This window comes from Chenggangzhangella methanolivorans, from assembly GCF_042648545.1.
Lineage (GTDB): Bacteria > Pseudomonadota > Alphaproteobacteria > Rhizobiales > Methylopilaceae > Methylopila > Methylopila methanolivorans.
On record NZ_JBHRXS010000028.1, the window covers coordinates 1 to 12,919 of the forward strand.

Consider the following 12,919-nt stretch of genomic DNA (forward strand, 5'->3'; position numbering starts at 1 on the left):
CGGGCAACAGCCTTGAAGGCTAACCCGCCGAGGGAAGCAGCCGGTCCATCCCATTAGCGGTCGCCGCAAGCGACTGCTTTCCGACGTCAACCGGAGAGATCGCGTGTTGCAGAAAACCTGATAGTGGCAGCGACAGCAGATAGAACCGTGCCTGAAGCAAGATCGACCAGCGCCAAGGTCGTTGGGAAGCCGCGGATCGCGGCTAAGTTGGTCAGGTCAGAGGTAGTGCCGCTTCCCTGCTGTCGGGCACTGCCCAGCGTGCGTTCGTGGCCCACGGGGCGGCTTCACGACTTGGGATTCAGGGTCTGCGACACCCGACGCGTGATCGCGCTAGGAAGGATTTTCATCACCAAAATGAAGGCTGATAGGCCAAGGCATGTCGCGTTCGTCACGATCAGCGGCCACTCTGTGCGGGCAAGTCCGTAGGCGAGCCACAGCGCGAAACCGCAAACGGTCACGGCGTACATCGGGGTCGACAGAGACTTGGTGTCGCCAGTCTTGATGATCTTCCACGCCTGCGGCGCGAAGCTTGCGGTCGAGCACAACGTGGCGAGAATCCCGATCACAAGCACGAGGTCGAAGGATTGCAGGCTCACGGAACCTCGTGGGCGTTGAGCACCCGGTAATGGATCGGCTTGAAGCTGTGGTTGTTGGACTGCTCGGCCGAGCAGGCGGTCAACCCGATCACAAGGTCCATTTCAGCGCGAAACCGGGCATGATCGCCGGCGTTGCTCTTGGGCGGCAGAACTCTCAGTTCACCCGTTTGACCGTTCACTTCGACATGCATGAAGACGTTGAAGGCGACCGGAATTTGGTCCGGGCCGATGCCCCAGGGCTCGAGCGCCGCGGTCAGGTTTCCATGACACCCGCGGTGGGGATGGTCGTGGCCGTAGATGATGCGGAAGGTGTCGGCGCTGCAGGGTGTTAGCAGGAAGTCGTGGCGGCCGACCGTGTCGGCGACGATCGTCATCATCACGCGGCTGCGGTTTGAGTAGATAGAATCGCCGGTGGTCAGGAAGATTTTTGAGGCGTAATCGATCGAACGACCGGACGAGATAGCCTCGTTGAGGTCGTCTCGCGAGAATGCGACCAGGTCGGCCACCTGCTCGCCCTGCGGATCGATCACCTCTAAAACCTGCCCCTGTGACAGCTCGAACGCGACGCCGGATCGCGGCGCAATGCATTGGGTCACGCAGCTTCTTCGCGTTCGGTAGGCTGGAATGGGCAGCGCCAGTTTTCCCCGACTTCCCGGCCGCTGTACTGCTTGGCTTCGCTGTCCTCGCCGTGGTCCGCAAGCATCGGATTGATCGACCCGTCCAGCTCCGTGTCGCGCTTGCGGATAGCCGTCTGAAGCGGCTCGTATTTGCCTTCCGCACGAAGCTTCTCGAACTGCTCGTGCAGATTGAAGACGAGTGTCGGGCGTTCGAAACGGCGCGCGGCGCGGCTGGCGCCGTCATGCAGGCCTACGACGAAGCAGGCCGCCGATTTTAGGCTGAAGCCGAACAGCGACGACTCCGGGTCTTTCGAGACTGTCTTGTCCCAGCGATGGCTCTCCGCATCAAGATGATGCAAGGCCTCGAGGCGGTCCCACAACGCCTGCTCGAACGCCTCCTCCGTCAGGCCAAGCGGGCCGTCGAATATGGCGACGAACGTGGCGAACATCGCGTCGTCCTGTTTGTACCAGTCTATGAACTCGTACAGGTTTTTGAGAAGGTCTCGATCGCCCGACCCATCGCGCAAGTCCACACCCGACCAGAACTTCGTTTGATCTCGGCGCAGCGCTGACTTGGCTCCGACACAAGGAAATTCGCTCTTTTCAATAAATGTACGAAAATCATCAGTTTTAATTGACGCATTAAAAGACATAATAACCTCAGGAACTGTTGACTCAGTCAACGAACACGTGAAGCGTTCGTTCCTCGTGAGATGCCAAGCCTGCTCAGTGGCCTCGTGCGGCGGTCCGGCAAGCTTGTTCAAGGCTCGCTGCGCGCCGGTGGGTCGCTGGCGGGAAACGTGTCCTCGAGGGCTTCGTCCAGCCTGTCGCCAACCTGTGTTTCTTTCAGCCGTTCGAGAGGGGCCGGGGGCGTGTTGACCCCCATGACATGATCCGGCTCCATGACCTTGCCGCCGAACAGCACCCAGGGGACCATTGCCTCCTTGGGCCCTGCGCCCTGATGGGCGGCGCGGATCGCTGCCTCGAAGGTCGAGAACACGTCGCCTGCCGCGAAGTCCGCCACCTCCGGGCGGTCGCCGTCGGGCATCAGCAGAAGGGTGGCGGTCTCGGTCATCTTGGCTCCAATTCAGTGGCTACGGGCCAGCGTCATCGGCCGGACCAGGGTTTGGCGCCCTTTGCGTGAGCCGCGGCGAGCACCGACGACGGAACCACGTTGGCGGCCGCCGAAATCAACTTGGCTTTCAGGCCGCTCGCAACGTCGCCGTCGCCTGCCATCATGGCCTTGAATCCGGTCGCCGCGACCTCGGCCGCGTCGTCCTTCTTCATAACGCCGGCCTTGGTGTCGCCGAGATCTCCGCGCTCGAAGATCGCAGTTTCGGTCGGTCCCGGCATGAGGACCGTGACGGTGACGTTCTCGTCCTTCAGCTCGTGTCGGAGCGCGAACGAGAAGTTGTTCAGGAACGCCTTGGTGGCGTCATAGACCGCGTCGAACGGCCCCGGAACATAGCCGCCGATTGACCCTGTGATCAGGATGCGGCCGGAACGGCGAGAGCGCATGCCCTGTCCGACACGGTGGATCAGATGGAGCGTGCCGGTAACGTTGGTGTCGACCAGCCCACGGACGCGGTCGAAGTCCTGATCCAGGAACGCCTTGCCGAGCGCTCGGCCGGCGTTTGCCAGCAGGGCGTCGACAGGACGGCCGTCGATCGCCGAGATCAGCGCTTCGACGCCGTCCGCCGTCGAGAGGTCGGCAGTAATCGCCGTGACGTCGGCCCCGCGCTCGCGAAAGAAGCCGGCTGCGGCATCGATCTCGCCGTCGTCGGACGCGACCACCAGGTCGAAGCCACCGTCGACGCACTCTCTGGCGAGCTCGAGCCCGATGCCGCTCGACGCGCCGGTGACGACGGCGAGCGGTCGCCGGCCGCCTGCGGTCTTGTTGCCCATGATCATGTCGCTCATGGTCTCAACACCACTTTTATGCAGCCGTCGTGCTTGTCCCGGAACGTCTTGTAGAGGTCCGGTCCGTCTTCGAGACCGCCGCGATGGGTGATCACGAAAGACGGGTCGAGCTCGCCCTTCTCGATCCGCTCGAGCAGGAGCGGAAGGTATTTCTGGACCGGCGTCTGAGCCATGCGGAACGTCAAGCCGCGGTTGATCGCCGAACCCATCGGCACCTTGTCGAGGAAACCGCCATAGACGCCGACGATCGAGACGATTCCGAAGTTGCGCGTGCAGTGGATCGCCTGGCGCAGCACGTGCGGACGGTCGGTGCCCATAAACAGCGCGGCCTTGACGCGGTCCACGATGCTGTCGGCGCTCGCCGTCACGTCGGCTTCGGTGCCCACCGCGTCGATCGAGGCGTCGGCGCCGCGACCATCGGTCAGGTCCATGATGCGCTCGTAGATGTCCTCGTCGTGGAAATCGAGCGTGATCGCGCCGGCGGCCTTAGCCAGCGCAAGCCGCTCCGGCACCGTGTCGACCGCGATGACGCGCTCGGCGCCGAGAATGAAGGCGGAGCGGATCGCCATCTGGCCGACCGGTCCGCAGCCCCAGATCGCGATCGTGTCGCCTTGGCTAATGTCGCAGAAGTCCGCCGCCATGTAGCCGGTCGGGAAGATGTCGGAGAGGAACAGCACCTGCTCGTCGGAGAGATGATCCGGCACCTTGATCGGCCCGACGTCGGCGTAGGGCACGCGCAGATATTCCGCCTGTCCGCCGGCGTAGCCGCCGAGCAGATGGGAATAGCCGAATAAGCCCGCGGGCGAGGAGCCCCAGAGCTTGGCCGCCGTCTTCTTGTTTGGGTTCGAGCGCTCGCAGCCTGAAAAGAAGCCGCGCTTGCAGAAGAAGCACTCGCCGCAGGAGATCGTGAACGGCACTACGACACGGTCGCCGACCTTCAGGTTCTTCGTGGCGGCTCCGACCTCCACGACCTCTCCCATCGACTCGTGGCCGACAATATCGCCGCTCTCCATGCTCGGGATCACCCCGTCATAGATGTGCAGGTCCGAGCCGCAGATGGCGCAGGCCGTCACCTTGATGATGGCGTCGGTGGCGTCGACGATGGTGGGGTCCGGCACGCTGTCGCAGCGGATGTCGCCTTTGCCGTGCCAGGTCAGAGCTTTCATCAAGACGTCTCCAGGCCGTCGCCGGTCTTGAGCCAACGAAGCGAAATCAAAGGCGCGGGGTCGCGCCATGGCCCGCGCGCTCTGCGACGCGCGGCAGGTCGGCGATCAGTCGTCGTCGCCGTTGATCGTGCCGAGCGCCGGCTGGACCGAGCCGCTGTCGTCGGCGGCTCCTATTTCGCGTTCGGCCTGAGCCCAATGCGCTTCCGCCTGCCCGTCGGGCATTCCGGCCTCGACCCAGAGATCGTAAGCGCGCTGTTCGATCAGATTGTTGCGGTCGGTCATCGATGGTCCTCGATTGGGGGGATGGAAGGCGGTCTTAGGTCGGGCCTAGGGCCGCTGATCCACCCAAGCCCAGGCCGCGGCTTCGTTGGCGAGTTCGAAGGTCTTGGCGTCGACAGGCGAAAGCGACCCGAAGATTTCGATCATCGTGCGCGCCCAGGATGGGGCGCCGACAACGGCGTAGCGCCTCACGCGGGCGACGGAGCGCGACTGCACGCTCAGCGCCTCGCCGTCCAACATCGCGCTGAGCTCGGAGCCTTCGTAGTTCGTCATGAGCAGCAGCATGTCGATCTGCTCATGTTCTTCGAACGCGCGATCGACGATCCGCGACATCCATTCGATGTCCGCCTTTGGGATCTTCGACTGAATTTCAAAAACGAGCAGGTCCAGCCGCGGGCTGTCGCGACTGACGATCGAGCGTTCTGGCGCGTCGATCGGCACCGTCGTTACCGCTTGCCGGCGTCTTCGTCGATACCGGTCGCACGCTTGTAGGCGTCGCGATTGCTGCGCTTGCGCAGAAACCAGACCAGCGACACGACGCCGAACAGGATCGCTGCGCCGAACGTCATAAACATGAGACTGGGGACCATTTCATTGCCGGTCATGCGCTGTCTCCATGAAGCCGTGCGTGGCTCGATCATGGACGCAACCGTTCGAACCCCCGTTCGATCCCTACAAAAATCATTTCAGCTGAAATAAATCGTGCAATCGAACGAAATTATCCCAGATCGTTATACCGGTATAATACAATCTGCATTTGGATTTCATCGGGAAATTTGGTCGACGAATTGCAGCCGGGCGCCAGGAACTTTCGAGCCAATATTTAATTTTAGTTCCATCGCGCAGGTTGATCGCTCCGACCCGGAGCTGCGTCCCGGTCGCGTTTGGATGCCTAGATGAAAATGATTCTCGGCGCGGCGCTTGTCGTCGCCATGACGGCCGCTGCCGCTATCGCTCAGACCGCTCCGTCGACCTCCGACGGTCCGGCCCCGTCCGGCAGCCAGAAGACCACCGATCCCAAGCAGTCCTCGCCCGGCGCCACCGGCGCGATGTCCAACGAGGCGTCGCCGCTCGCGACCTCGCCCCAGGACGTCAAGCAGCAGCAGGAAGGTAAGGGCACGGCGGCGATGCCCAAGGCGCGCGACGACAACGCTCCTGGCGCGAGCAGCGCGCCGGGCGCGGTCGGCGCGGCGCCCGGATCGGACGCTAGTCAGGGAAAGTCCCGGTAACATGCGAGCGACGCTCTTGGCCGCATGCGCGGCCAGCCTTGTTCTGACGAGCCCGCCGACGATGGCTAGGGATCTCGTCACTCCCGGGCCGGACCGCAACTCCCACTCGCAAGGGGCGCTTGACGGCGCGAAGTCCTCGCGGGTCGGGTTGGTCCAGAGCGTCGAACTTGCGGAGAACGCCGGCCGCGCACGGGCGATCTCGGCCGTCTTCACGCCTTTCGCGATTGGCGGCGGCTCGCACGACGTAGTGGTGCTCCGGCGCGACGGTATGCTGGCGCACTACCACATCGACGCCAACAACGGCTCCTTCATCGGGGTGACCGATCAGAAGGTCGCCAGCCTGATGACGAGTCTGACGCCGGACGCGGGCGGGGCCGCGAAGCTCAGCTTGCGCGACGCGGTCTCGATCATCGAGAGCCGCGCGCCTGAACGGCGTGCGATCGGCGCGGCCGCCGAACAGTCCGGGACGACGATCGAGTACGAGATCACCGTCGCGACCGCCGACGGCGACAAGAGCTTTCATGTCAGTTCCAACGGCGACGTCTCCGAATAAGGAGGCGCGCCCGAGAGAAGGATGCCGAGATGATCGACGCCGACGACCGCAAGGCCCGGATCAAGGACGACGCGAAGGGCGCGATGGCTCCTTCGCAGGCTGATTCGCGCAACGACGGCGTTCACAGCGCCCGTCCGGAGGGCGAAGACGGCGACGCGACGCGCGAGGCCGACGATCATTCGGCCGCGGTGACGCCCGACACTGGACCCGTTCCGAGGACCGACCGATGACCGACGCCACCGATCTTCACGAAACCGGCCCTTTCGGCGCTTTCTTCAAGATGTCCGCGCTGACGGGCGAATGCCTGGAGGTCATCGGGCTGCGCACAGTCAAGGCGATGTGGGGCGGCTCGGCGGCGACCGAAGAGGCGATGCTCATGATGTCGGAGAAGGCCGAGGCCGCCATGCGGTGCGGTTCGGCGCTCATGGCGGGCGACTCGATCGAGGCAGTGATCGACGACTACCGGACCGTCGTGCGCGCCAACGCCGTCAGGCTGCATGGCGCCTGAGGGCGCGCCTCCGATCAGAAATTGCCCTCGCTGTGGCTCGCACGACGGCCGGGCGGTGAAACTGCAGGAATGTCGACCTCGACGCCTGACTGACCGGTCGCCTTCGTGGCCGTCGAACTCTCGAAGGAGAGCAATATGACAGACATTCCAATGGCGGGAGCCACCGGCCAGAGAACCTATGCCGCCGGCGACAGAGCGGATGCGGCCGATCGGACTTTCGCGCGCAGCAACATTTCATGGGGCGCGGTATTCGCAGGCGTCGTTATGGCGCTCACCGTCCAGTTCCTCCTCAACCTGCTCGGCGTTGGCATCGGCGCCGCCGTGATCGATCCCGGCACGGGCGACAATCCCGCGGCGAGTTCGGCTTCGATCGCCGGCGGCCTCTGGTACGTCGTCGCGGGCGTCATCGGCGCGTTCGCCGGCGGCTACGTCTCGAGCCGGCTTTCGGGTCGGACCGGCAGAAACACCGGCTCCTATCACGGGCTCGTGAGTTGGGCGGTCGCGACAATGGTCGTGCTGTACCTCCTGACGACGTCGGTCGGCGCGCTTATGGGCGGAGCGTTCAACGGCGTGACAAGCACCATTGGCGGCGTCGGCGGAGCGGCTTCGACCGCGATGCAGGCCGCGGGCCCCTCCCTCGCGACCATGAACCCGATGGCTGACCTCGATCGTTCGGTGCGTGAAAACAGCGGCAGCGATCCGCAGGCGCTCCAGTCCGGCGCCGTCACTGCCATGCAGGCGGTCGTGATGGGCGATCCGGCCAAGGCCGAGGAGGCCCGAGGTCGCGCGGCTGAGGCTTTGTCCAAGGCCCGCAACATCCCGGTCGACCGGGCGCGCGTGGAGATCGGCGACTATGAGGCGAAATACCGGCAGACGGTCGCTCAGGCCAAGCAGCAGGCGACCAACGCCGCGGTGACGGCCACCAAGGTCGTCTCGCGCGGTGCGCTGCTCGGCTTTGTCGCCCTGCTGCTCGGCGCTATCGCGGCCTGGTTCGGCGGAGCGATGGGCGCCGTCCGCCGCATGGTTCCGACAGCCGCGACCACAACGACGACGCGCCCGCGCGTCTGACGCATCCGCCCGGACGGTCGTCTGGCGATGTCTGGGCAAGACGACGGGCGGGATCCTCTGTGTGGGACCCCGCCCGTTCCTTTATGCGCCGCCTGTCAGAACCATGGCGCGCCCGTCCCTGGTTCAGCGGCGTCCGCCAACCTCGTCGACATGCTTCAACAGGTCCGCGGGATCGTCGTAGACGCGGAAAGCGCCGGCGTTCCGCAGCTCCTCGAGGCCGTAGCCTCCGCTCAAGAGGCCGACGCCGAGGGCGCGGCAGCGCATAGCCGCCAGCATGTCCCAGATGCTGTCGCCAATCACGATCGACGTTTCGATCGGAACGCCGAGCCGCTCGGCGGCGGCAATGAACAGATCCGGATTGGGCTTGGCGTGCTGGACCTGGTCCCTGGTCACGACGACGTTTCGATCGGGATCTACGCCCAGCGCCGCAAGGTTTACGGCGGCCGTCGCCATCCGACCGCTTGTCGCGATCGCCCAGTCGACATCGTTCTGCGACAGCCAGTCCAGCAGCGCCTTGGCGTCCGGCAGCGGGCGGACGCCGTCGCCGTAACGCCGATAGGCCTCGGCGTGAGATTCGCCGAGCCGAGCGATGCGCTCAGGGCTAATCTCGACCCCGATCTCGCGAAGCAGCTGGTTGGCGAACAGGCCGCCGCTCATCCCGATCTTGCGGTGAATGCGCCAGACAGAAAGCTCGATGCCTTCGGCGTCCAGCGCATCCTTCCAGGCCAATACGTGCTGATACACGCTGTCCACCAGCGTGCCGTCGAGATCGAACAGGAACGCGGACGGTTTCGGCGTCACGTTGTACGCCTGCTAGCGTGCGCGCCTTCTTCGGTAGGATCGCTCACACAATGAAGCCCCACGCCACGCCCATGCCGACGAGAGCGGCGAGAATGCTCGCTCCCAGCACGATCGGCATGCGTCTCGGGCGATCGGTCCCGCCCTTGGCGTCGACCTCCGACGTGACCTGGGTGGTGGCGCCGACGGGCGGCGAGTTGCGTTTCATAATCATCTTTGAGGGCTTTCATGGGGTCTAGACGCGCGAAGGCGGCCGGCATCGCTGTCGGCCGCCCCGTGTCGTCACATCTTGGCGTGGAGCTTCGCAGCGATGTCGAAGATCTCTTCGGGCGCGTAGTCGGTCGTGAACGCGGCGGAGGCGCCCACGAGTTCGTCGATCTTGGCGCCGTCCGGATGACCGGAGACGACCTCGAGATCGCCAGGCGGGTCGCCCGGAAGCGCCTGCTCGCCGCCGCCCCAGATCGCGGCCATGTCGCGATAGGTCTCCTCGCCCCAGGTATAGAGGCGGCGATGGCTGCCTTCGTCGAGATACTTCTGCGACTCCGGAATCTTCGATAGGTCGATGTTCGGGGTCGGCAGCATCTTCTCCATCTCGACACCGGTGAGCTTCTTCAGCGCGAGCGCGTAGGAATGTGCATGGACCGAGCCGCGCACCAGCAGATAGCCGCAGACTTCACGCCCGGTCGGATCCGACAGCGTCTCGTAGACGCGCAGTTTGTGCATCCGCGCGCCACATTCGAGGAAGAAATTGTGAAGCAGGTCGAGCACCAGATTGCCGGTCGAGAACACGAACGTTCCGTTCCACGGCAGTCCGTTGGAATCGACCGGCAACGCGCCGCCGCCGGCATGCAGGAAGGAGGCGGCCGACCTGATGTCGGTCATGTCCTTGAACGGCGCGGACGAGATGTCGCCCTTGTGGTCCTCGTCCGGCGTCGGCCCGTTGGCCAGCATCGTGATGCCATTCGCGACAAGCTCGACATGGCCGAGCTCCTCGGCCGTGATGCTGGAGACCAAGCTATAGAACGGCTTGACCTTCGACTTGTTGCGGAAGTTGAAGCTCTGGAACATGTAGTTGTTTAGCGTCGACATCTCGCCGAATTTCCCGCCGAGCAGTTCCTGCAGTGCGGCCGCCGCATTTGGATCAGCCTTCTTGGGCTTCGGCAGATTGGCCTGAAGCTTATCGATTCTCATAAACATTGAACGTCTTTCAATTTGAACGAATGAAGGTTCGCCGGCGCACGCGTCGGACCGACCGCGGCAGACAGTGTCTGCGACGGGCGAAATAAGACGCGGTTTGGATGTCCGGCACCGGCCGCCGGTCTCGTCAGGCCAACGGACCTTCGGCGCAGATGTTCCCGATCTTCAAAATAAAAAATACAGAGAACGTTGTATTTTCAAATTGAATGGCCATCTCTGATAGATAAAAACAGACATAGCAATAAATAGCGGAGATATTCAGTGTATTATGTCAATAATCTCATCGCCACGGCCGTGGCTTTAACGTGCATTTCGACTGTGGCGATCGCAGGCGAGTGCACCGATCAGATCAAGGCGCTGCAGCAGAGCGCGGCGATGACGGACGCCAAGAACAAGCCGGGCAATCAATCGACCCCGACCGACACCGGATCTGCAAAGACCGAAGGCACCGCAAGCGTTGGTGCCGACAAGGGCGCGGGCGAGCAGCCTAAGACGTCGGAGGCCGCGCCGATCGGCGCCGCCGGAGGCGGAACGAAAAGCGCGTCGGAACAGATTCTCAAGGCGACCGCCCACGACCAGCGCGGCGAAGAGGCCATGTGCATGGAGGCGATACAGGCGGCCAAGAAACTGCTCGACACCTGACGGTTTCCTCAACAGCGTCCGGCTTGGCTTAAGCCGACTGCGCAGCCGCGGGTGCATGGGCTTTTTCTCGCAGCGCTCGAACTCCTATCGGTAGATCGTGTCGTCGCCCAGCCTCTAATACAGGCAGCGATGGTCCGTTAGCTCGTCGGGATAGCTGGGCTTGCCGAAATGTTCAGGTAGCCGGGATTGGCGGCCGCGACCCACAGATGTCGGACGAAAGCTGCTGATTGATCATGCCCTCCGGCATTGCGCCGCCGTATCGGATCCCTGCGTCGAAGCCCCCGTTCGTCACCTCGACAACACGACTGGTGACGGCAAGGAATGCGACGCCCTTCAACGTCGGATGCCGTAGGTCCCCGACAGCATCCGGCCACGATACTCGATTTCGACCGTAGCCAACCCTTAGGACGCGATCTTTGCCGCGATCGCGCCGCAGCAAATTCGCTTCGAATGACCCCATCCCGATCGAGCCGAGTTGACCGAGACCCGCTCGGCGTCCTTCAGCTCGGTCAGGTTGAGCGAACGCGATCCAGACGAGTAGGCGATCTTGCCAAACGCGTCGATCTGAGGCGTTCGATTCAGGCTGTCCGTGCCTTATAGCGCCCGAAACGGCCGGTTTAAGCGAACGTCCGCTTCTGGAACGTACGCTAGTGTCTGCTGTTGGCGCCGAACGACTGCGCGTCTATGAGCGCGGCTGACCCAAACCGGTCGTGTGGACAGTCCGGTTATGGCCGACAGAGCGCCGCGCCCCTTCGCGCCACGAGATCGTGGGTGGGTTCACTGGACCGAGGCTCGTCGCAGGACGACGACGCGGCGGCAGCGCGGGACCGTCGGCGCCAGCCAGCGCAGCGCCAAGACACGCGTTTCAAGAAGCATTGGGCGCGGGGCAACAATTTTGCGTGATCGCTCGTTCAAGCGCCGGCCGTGTATTGGGGCGGGCCTTTTGGCGGTCGCTTCGTCGTTACCCTTGGGCATGAACGATCAGGTCCAGGTCACCGTCGAGCTCTCGCCGCTGCCCTTGATCGAGAACGTCGACTTGTAGTCCGCGACAGGAAGCGGGCTCTCAACGATCACGTAGGAGTAGCTGCTGCCCTCCTTCACGGCCGTCTGGTTCTCGACGATCGTGCCGCCTCCTTTCAACGACAGTGTGCGTGTCTTGCCCTCGTTCGACAGCGCGCACTTCTCAACCGCCGGATGGAACTGGCCGATGCCGCAGAAGTCCTTGGCGCTCGCCGCCCAGACTTTCTCCGGCGCGGCCTTGATCTCGATAGACTCGATCACCTCGACGGCGGTCATCCAACGAGCGCGGGAAGGGCGAGCAGAAGCAGCTTCTTCATGAGCATTTCCTCCTAAGGTTCTTAGTTATTGCGACTCGAGACGGATGCGTTTTGGTCGTTGGGCCGGGTCACCTCACATCACGCCTGTTACGGCGATCCGCCGTCCCGAGCCTGCCCGTTGGAGGCGCCGCCCGAGAGATTCCGCTGAGTCAGCCAAGCTTCAACCCGACGTCGACGTTGCCGCGCGTGGCGTTCGAATACGGGCAGACCTTGTGAGCTTCGTCGACAAGCTTGTGCGCGTCGGCCTCGTCCAAGCCAGGCAGCTTCACGAGGAGTTCGGCGGTGATGCCGAAGCCGCCTTCCGAGCGCGGTCCAATCCCCACCGTCGCTCTCACGGTCGCGTCGGCAGGGACCTTCAGAGCGAGCGAGGGCGCGACGGCCTTCATCGCTCCGATGAAGCAAGCCGAGTAGCCGGCCGCGAAAAGCTGCTCGGGGTTCGCCCCGTCGCCGCCGGCGCCGCCGAGCTCCTTCGGGGTGGAGAGCTTGACCTCGAAGGAACCGTCGTCGGTACGGGCAGATCCGTCGCGCCCCCCGGTCGCGGTCGCGGTGGTGCGATACTTCACGTCAACAGGCATCGGTCTCTCCTTCTGATTTCGATTACGTCCGACAGCTCTGGCCGGCCCCCATGGACTGGTCCGGTTACATTAGTAGTTCATAAGCGTCGATGACGCGACGGTTGTTGTGGCCGGCGGAGTTGGTCAGGGTTGCGCAGCCGGCCATAGCGCGACCTCGGGTGCGGGTGGCGTGTAGCCTAGCGCCGAGTGCGGACGGACCGCGTTGTAGTGGCGTCGCCAGCTCTCGCTTACGGCCTTGGCTTCGGCGAGCGAGCAGAAGACCTCGTCGTTGAGAAGATCCGTTGTGCCCACTCATCGGGGCTGACAGTTACATCTTAGGTATTTTCCGTATCTCGCCATGCGCTCGCCCGCGGGCTTTCATTCGCGGATGCAAAGTGGTCTGCCCCCTGAGAAGTGGTCCTCCCTGAGGTATGGCTTTTGGCCATTTGGAGGAC

21 protein-coding genes and 1 pseudogene are annotated in these 12,919 nt (G+C 63.7%); 6 read left to right on the plus strand and 16 right to left on the minus strand.

The genetic code is table 11. The annotated features are described in order from the left end of the window. Nucleotides 1–86 precede the first annotated feature (86 nt). The 10 genes from ACFOWB_RS26465 to ACFOWB_RS26510 all read right to left on the minus strand — a co-directional run bounded on the left by ACFOWB_RS26465 (nt 87) and on the right by ACFOWB_RS26510 (nt 5,183). Nucleotides 87–275 (minus strand): DUF2177 family protein, encoded by a 189-nt coding sequence (locus tag ACFOWB_RS26465; protein WP_378150352.1) that lies wholly within the window; start codon nt 273–275, stop codon nt 87–89. Between the two features lie 9 nt (nt 276–284). Further along, a complete protein-coding gene (locus ACFOWB_RS26470) occupies nt 285–596 on the minus strand; it encodes a SemiSWEET family sugar transporter (protein WP_261402095.1) in 312 nt (103 codons plus the stop codon). Further along, the gene (locus ACFOWB_RS26475; RefSeq protein WP_261402096.1) at nt 593–1,192 is read right to left on the minus strand and encodes an urea carboxylase-associated family protein; all 600 of its coding nucleotides are present in this window, start codon (nt 1,190–1,192) and stop codon (nt 593–595) included. Before ACFOWB_RS26475 ends, ACFOWB_RS26470 begins: the two co-directional genes overlap by 4 nt. Continuing rightward, the gene (gene gntA, locus ACFOWB_RS26480) at nt 1,189–1,977 is read right to left on the minus strand and encodes a guanitoxin biosynthesis heme-dependent pre-guanitoxin N-hydroxylase GntA (RefSeq protein ID WP_261402097.1); all 789 of its coding nucleotides are present in this window, start codon (nt 1,975–1,977) and stop codon (nt 1,189–1,191) included. Before gntA ends, ACFOWB_RS26475 begins: the two co-directional genes overlap by 4 nt. Then, on the minus strand, nt 1,974–2,288 hold the full coding sequence (locus tag ACFOWB_RS26485; RefSeq protein WP_261402098.1) for a hypothetical protein: 315 nt from the start codon (nt 2,286–2,288) through the stop codon (nt 1,974–1,976). Before ACFOWB_RS26485 ends, gntA begins: the two co-directional genes overlap by 4 nt. 32 nt (nt 2,289–2,320) lie before the next feature. Further along, nucleotides 2,321–3,118 carry an SDR family NAD(P)-dependent oxidoreductase gene (locus ACFOWB_RS26490; protein ID WP_261405802.1) on the minus strand — a complete coding sequence of 266 codons (798 nt, stop codon included), beginning with the start codon at nt 3,116–3,118 and terminating at the stop codon, nt 2,321–2,323. Between the two features lie 11 nt (nt 3,119–3,129). Then, a complete protein-coding gene (locus ACFOWB_RS26495; RefSeq protein ID WP_261402099.1) occupies nt 3,130–4,299 on the minus strand; it encodes a zinc-dependent alcohol dehydrogenase in 1,170 nt (389 codons plus the stop codon). A gap of 105 nt (nt 4,300–4,404) precedes the next feature. Continuing rightward, nucleotides 4,405–4,581, minus strand: a complete 177-nt coding sequence (locus ACFOWB_RS26500) for a DUF2934 domain-containing protein (protein ID WP_378150356.1) — start codon at nt 4,579–4,581, stop codon at nt 4,405–4,407. A 45-nt stretch (nt 4,582–4,626) separates the two neighbouring features. Beyond that, entirely contained in the window at nt 4,627–5,019 is a 393-nt protein-coding gene (locus tag ACFOWB_RS26505) for a SpoIIAA family protein (RefSeq protein WP_261402101.1), read from the minus strand. Nucleotides 5,020–5,024: 5 nt separating this feature from the next. Next, nucleotides 5,025–5,183, minus strand: coding sequence for a hypothetical protein (locus ACFOWB_RS26510; RefSeq protein WP_261402102.1), 159 nt, complete (start codon nt 5,181–5,183; stop codon nt 5,025–5,027). A 291-nt stretch (nt 5,184–5,474) separates the two neighbouring features. On the opposite strand from ACFOWB_RS26510, the gene ACFOWB_RS26515 reads away from it, so the two are divergent. The 5 genes from ACFOWB_RS26515 to ACFOWB_RS26535 all read left to right on the plus strand — a co-directional run bounded on the left by ACFOWB_RS26515 (nt 5,475) and on the right by ACFOWB_RS26535 (nt 7,936). Further along, entirely contained in the window at nt 5,475–5,807 is a 333-nt protein-coding gene (locus tag ACFOWB_RS26515) for a hypothetical protein (RefSeq protein ID WP_261402103.1), read from the plus strand. 61 nt (nt 5,808–5,868) lie between these two features. After that, nucleotides 5,869–6,360 (plus strand): hypothetical protein, encoded by a 492-nt coding sequence (locus tag ACFOWB_RS26520; RefSeq protein WP_261402104.1) that lies wholly within the window; start codon nt 5,869–5,871, stop codon nt 6,358–6,360. Between the two features lie 29 nt (nt 6,361–6,389). After that, nucleotides 6,390–6,590, plus strand: coding sequence for a hypothetical protein (locus ACFOWB_RS26525; RefSeq protein WP_261402105.1), 201 nt, complete (start codon nt 6,390–6,392; stop codon nt 6,588–6,590). Then, nucleotides 6,587–6,868 carry a hypothetical protein gene (locus ACFOWB_RS26530; RefSeq protein ID WP_261402106.1) on the plus strand — a complete coding sequence of 94 codons (282 nt, stop codon included), beginning with the start codon at nt 6,587–6,589 and terminating at the stop codon, nt 6,866–6,868. Before ACFOWB_RS26525 ends, ACFOWB_RS26530 begins: the two co-directional genes overlap by 4 nt. 135 nt (nt 6,869–7,003) lie before the next feature. Next, nucleotides 7,004–7,936: a PhnA-like protein gene (locus ACFOWB_RS26535; protein WP_378150361.1), complete on the plus strand. Its 933-nt coding sequence runs from the start codon at nt 7,004–7,006 to the stop codon at nt 7,934–7,936. Between the two features lie 123 nt (nt 7,937–8,059). Here ACFOWB_RS26535 and ACFOWB_RS26540 read toward each other — a convergent pair whose 3' ends face one another. The 3 genes from ACFOWB_RS26540 to ACFOWB_RS26550 form a co-directional block, all read right to left on the minus strand. Next, the gene (locus ACFOWB_RS26540) at nt 8,060–8,737 is read right to left on the minus strand and encodes an HAD family hydrolase (protein WP_261402107.1); all 678 of its coding nucleotides are present in this window, start codon (nt 8,735–8,737) and stop codon (nt 8,060–8,062) included. Nucleotides 8,738–8,780: 43 nt separating this feature from the next. Then, the gene (locus tag ACFOWB_RS26545; RefSeq protein WP_261402108.1) at nt 8,781–8,942 is read right to left on the minus strand and encodes a hypothetical protein; all 162 of its coding nucleotides are present in this window, start codon (nt 8,940–8,942) and stop codon (nt 8,781–8,783) included. Nucleotides 8,943–9,016: 74 nt separating this feature from the next. After that, complete coding sequence (locus ACFOWB_RS26550; protein WP_261402109.1) at nt 9,017–9,931, minus strand: manganese catalase family protein; 915 nt, start codon at nt 9,929–9,931, stop codon at nt 9,017–9,019. 318 nt (nt 9,932–10,249) lie between these two features. Between ACFOWB_RS26550 and ACFOWB_RS26555 the strand changes: the two genes are divergently transcribed. Continuing rightward, entirely contained in the window at nt 10,250–10,573 is a 324-nt protein-coding gene (locus ACFOWB_RS26555) for a hypothetical protein (protein WP_261402110.1), read from the plus strand. 981 nt (nt 10,574–11,554) lie between these two features. On the opposite strand, the gene ACFOWB_RS26560 is transcribed toward ACFOWB_RS26555, so the two are convergent. The 3 genes and pseudogenes from ACFOWB_RS26560 to ACFOWB_RS26570 all read right to left on the minus strand — a co-directional run. Continuing rightward, the gene (locus tag ACFOWB_RS26560; RefSeq protein ID WP_261402111.1) at nt 11,555–11,869 is read right to left on the minus strand and encodes an SRPBCC family protein; all 315 of its coding nucleotides are present in this window, start codon (nt 11,867–11,869) and stop codon (nt 11,555–11,557) included. 190 nt (nt 11,870–12,059) lie between these two features. Then, nucleotides 12,060–12,485, minus strand: coding sequence for an organic hydroperoxide resistance protein (locus tag ACFOWB_RS26565; protein ID WP_261402112.1), 426 nt, complete (start codon nt 12,483–12,485; stop codon nt 12,060–12,062). Between the two features lie 144 nt (nt 12,486–12,629). Then, a pseudogene (locus ACFOWB_RS26570) lies at nt 12,630–12,764 on the minus strand (integrase core domain-containing protein); the annotation flags it as partial. Nucleotides 12,765–12,919: the final 155 nt, after the last annotated feature.

Coding starts and splice junctions, on each gene's coding strand:
- ACFOWB_RS26530 (WP_261402106.1), top strand. CDS start 6,587: ATGACCGACGCCACCGATCTTCACGAAACCGGCCCTTTCGGCGCTTTC.
- ACFOWB_RS26490 (WP_261405802.1), bottom strand. CDS start 3,118: ATGGGCAACAAGACCGCAGGCGGCCGGCGACCGCTCGCCGTCGTCACC.
- ACFOWB_RS26520 (WP_261402104.1), top strand. CDS start 5,869: ATGGCTAGGGATCTCGTCACTCCCGGGCCGGACCGCAACTCCCACTCG.
- ACFOWB_RS26535 (WP_378150361.1), top strand. CDS start 7,004: ATGACAGACATTCCAATGGCGGGAGCCACCGGCCAGAGAACCTATGCC.
- ACFOWB_RS26510 (WP_261402102.1), bottom strand. CDS start 5,183: ATGACCGGCAATGAAATGGTCCCCAGTCTCATGTTTATGACGTTCGGC.
- ACFOWB_RS26565 (WP_261402112.1), bottom strand. CDS start 12,485: ATGCCTGTTGACGTGAAGTATCGCACCACCGCGACCGCGACCGGGGGG.
- ACFOWB_RS26515 (WP_261402103.1), top strand. CDS start 5,475: ATGAAAATGATTCTCGGCGCGGCGCTTGTCGTCGCCATGACGGCCGCT.
- ACFOWB_RS26550 (WP_261402109.1), bottom strand. CDS start 9,931: ATGTTTATGAGAATCGATAAGCTTCAGGCCAATCTGCCGAAGCCCAAG.
- ACFOWB_RS26525 (WP_261402105.1), top strand. CDS start 6,390: ATGATCGACGCCGACGACCGCAAGGCCCGGATCAAGGACGACGCGAAG.
- ACFOWB_RS26545 (WP_261402108.1), bottom strand. CDS start 8,942: ATGAAACGCAACTCGCCGCCCGTCGGCGCCACCACCCAGGTCACGTCG.
- ACFOWB_RS26560 (WP_261402111.1), bottom strand. CDS start 11,869: ATGACCGCCGTCGAGGTGATCGAGTCTATCGAGATCAAGGCCGCGCCG.
- ACFOWB_RS26495 (WP_261402099.1), bottom strand. CDS start 4,299: ATGAAAGCTCTGACCTGGCACGGCAAAGGCGACATCCGCTGCGACAGC.
- ACFOWB_RS26485 (WP_261402098.1), bottom strand. CDS start 2,288: ATGACCGAGACCGCCACCCTTCTGCTGATGCCCGACGGCGACCGCCCG.
- ACFOWB_RS26500 (WP_378150356.1), bottom strand. CDS start 4,581: ATGACCGACCGCAACAATCTGATCGAACAGCGCGCTTACGATCTCTGG.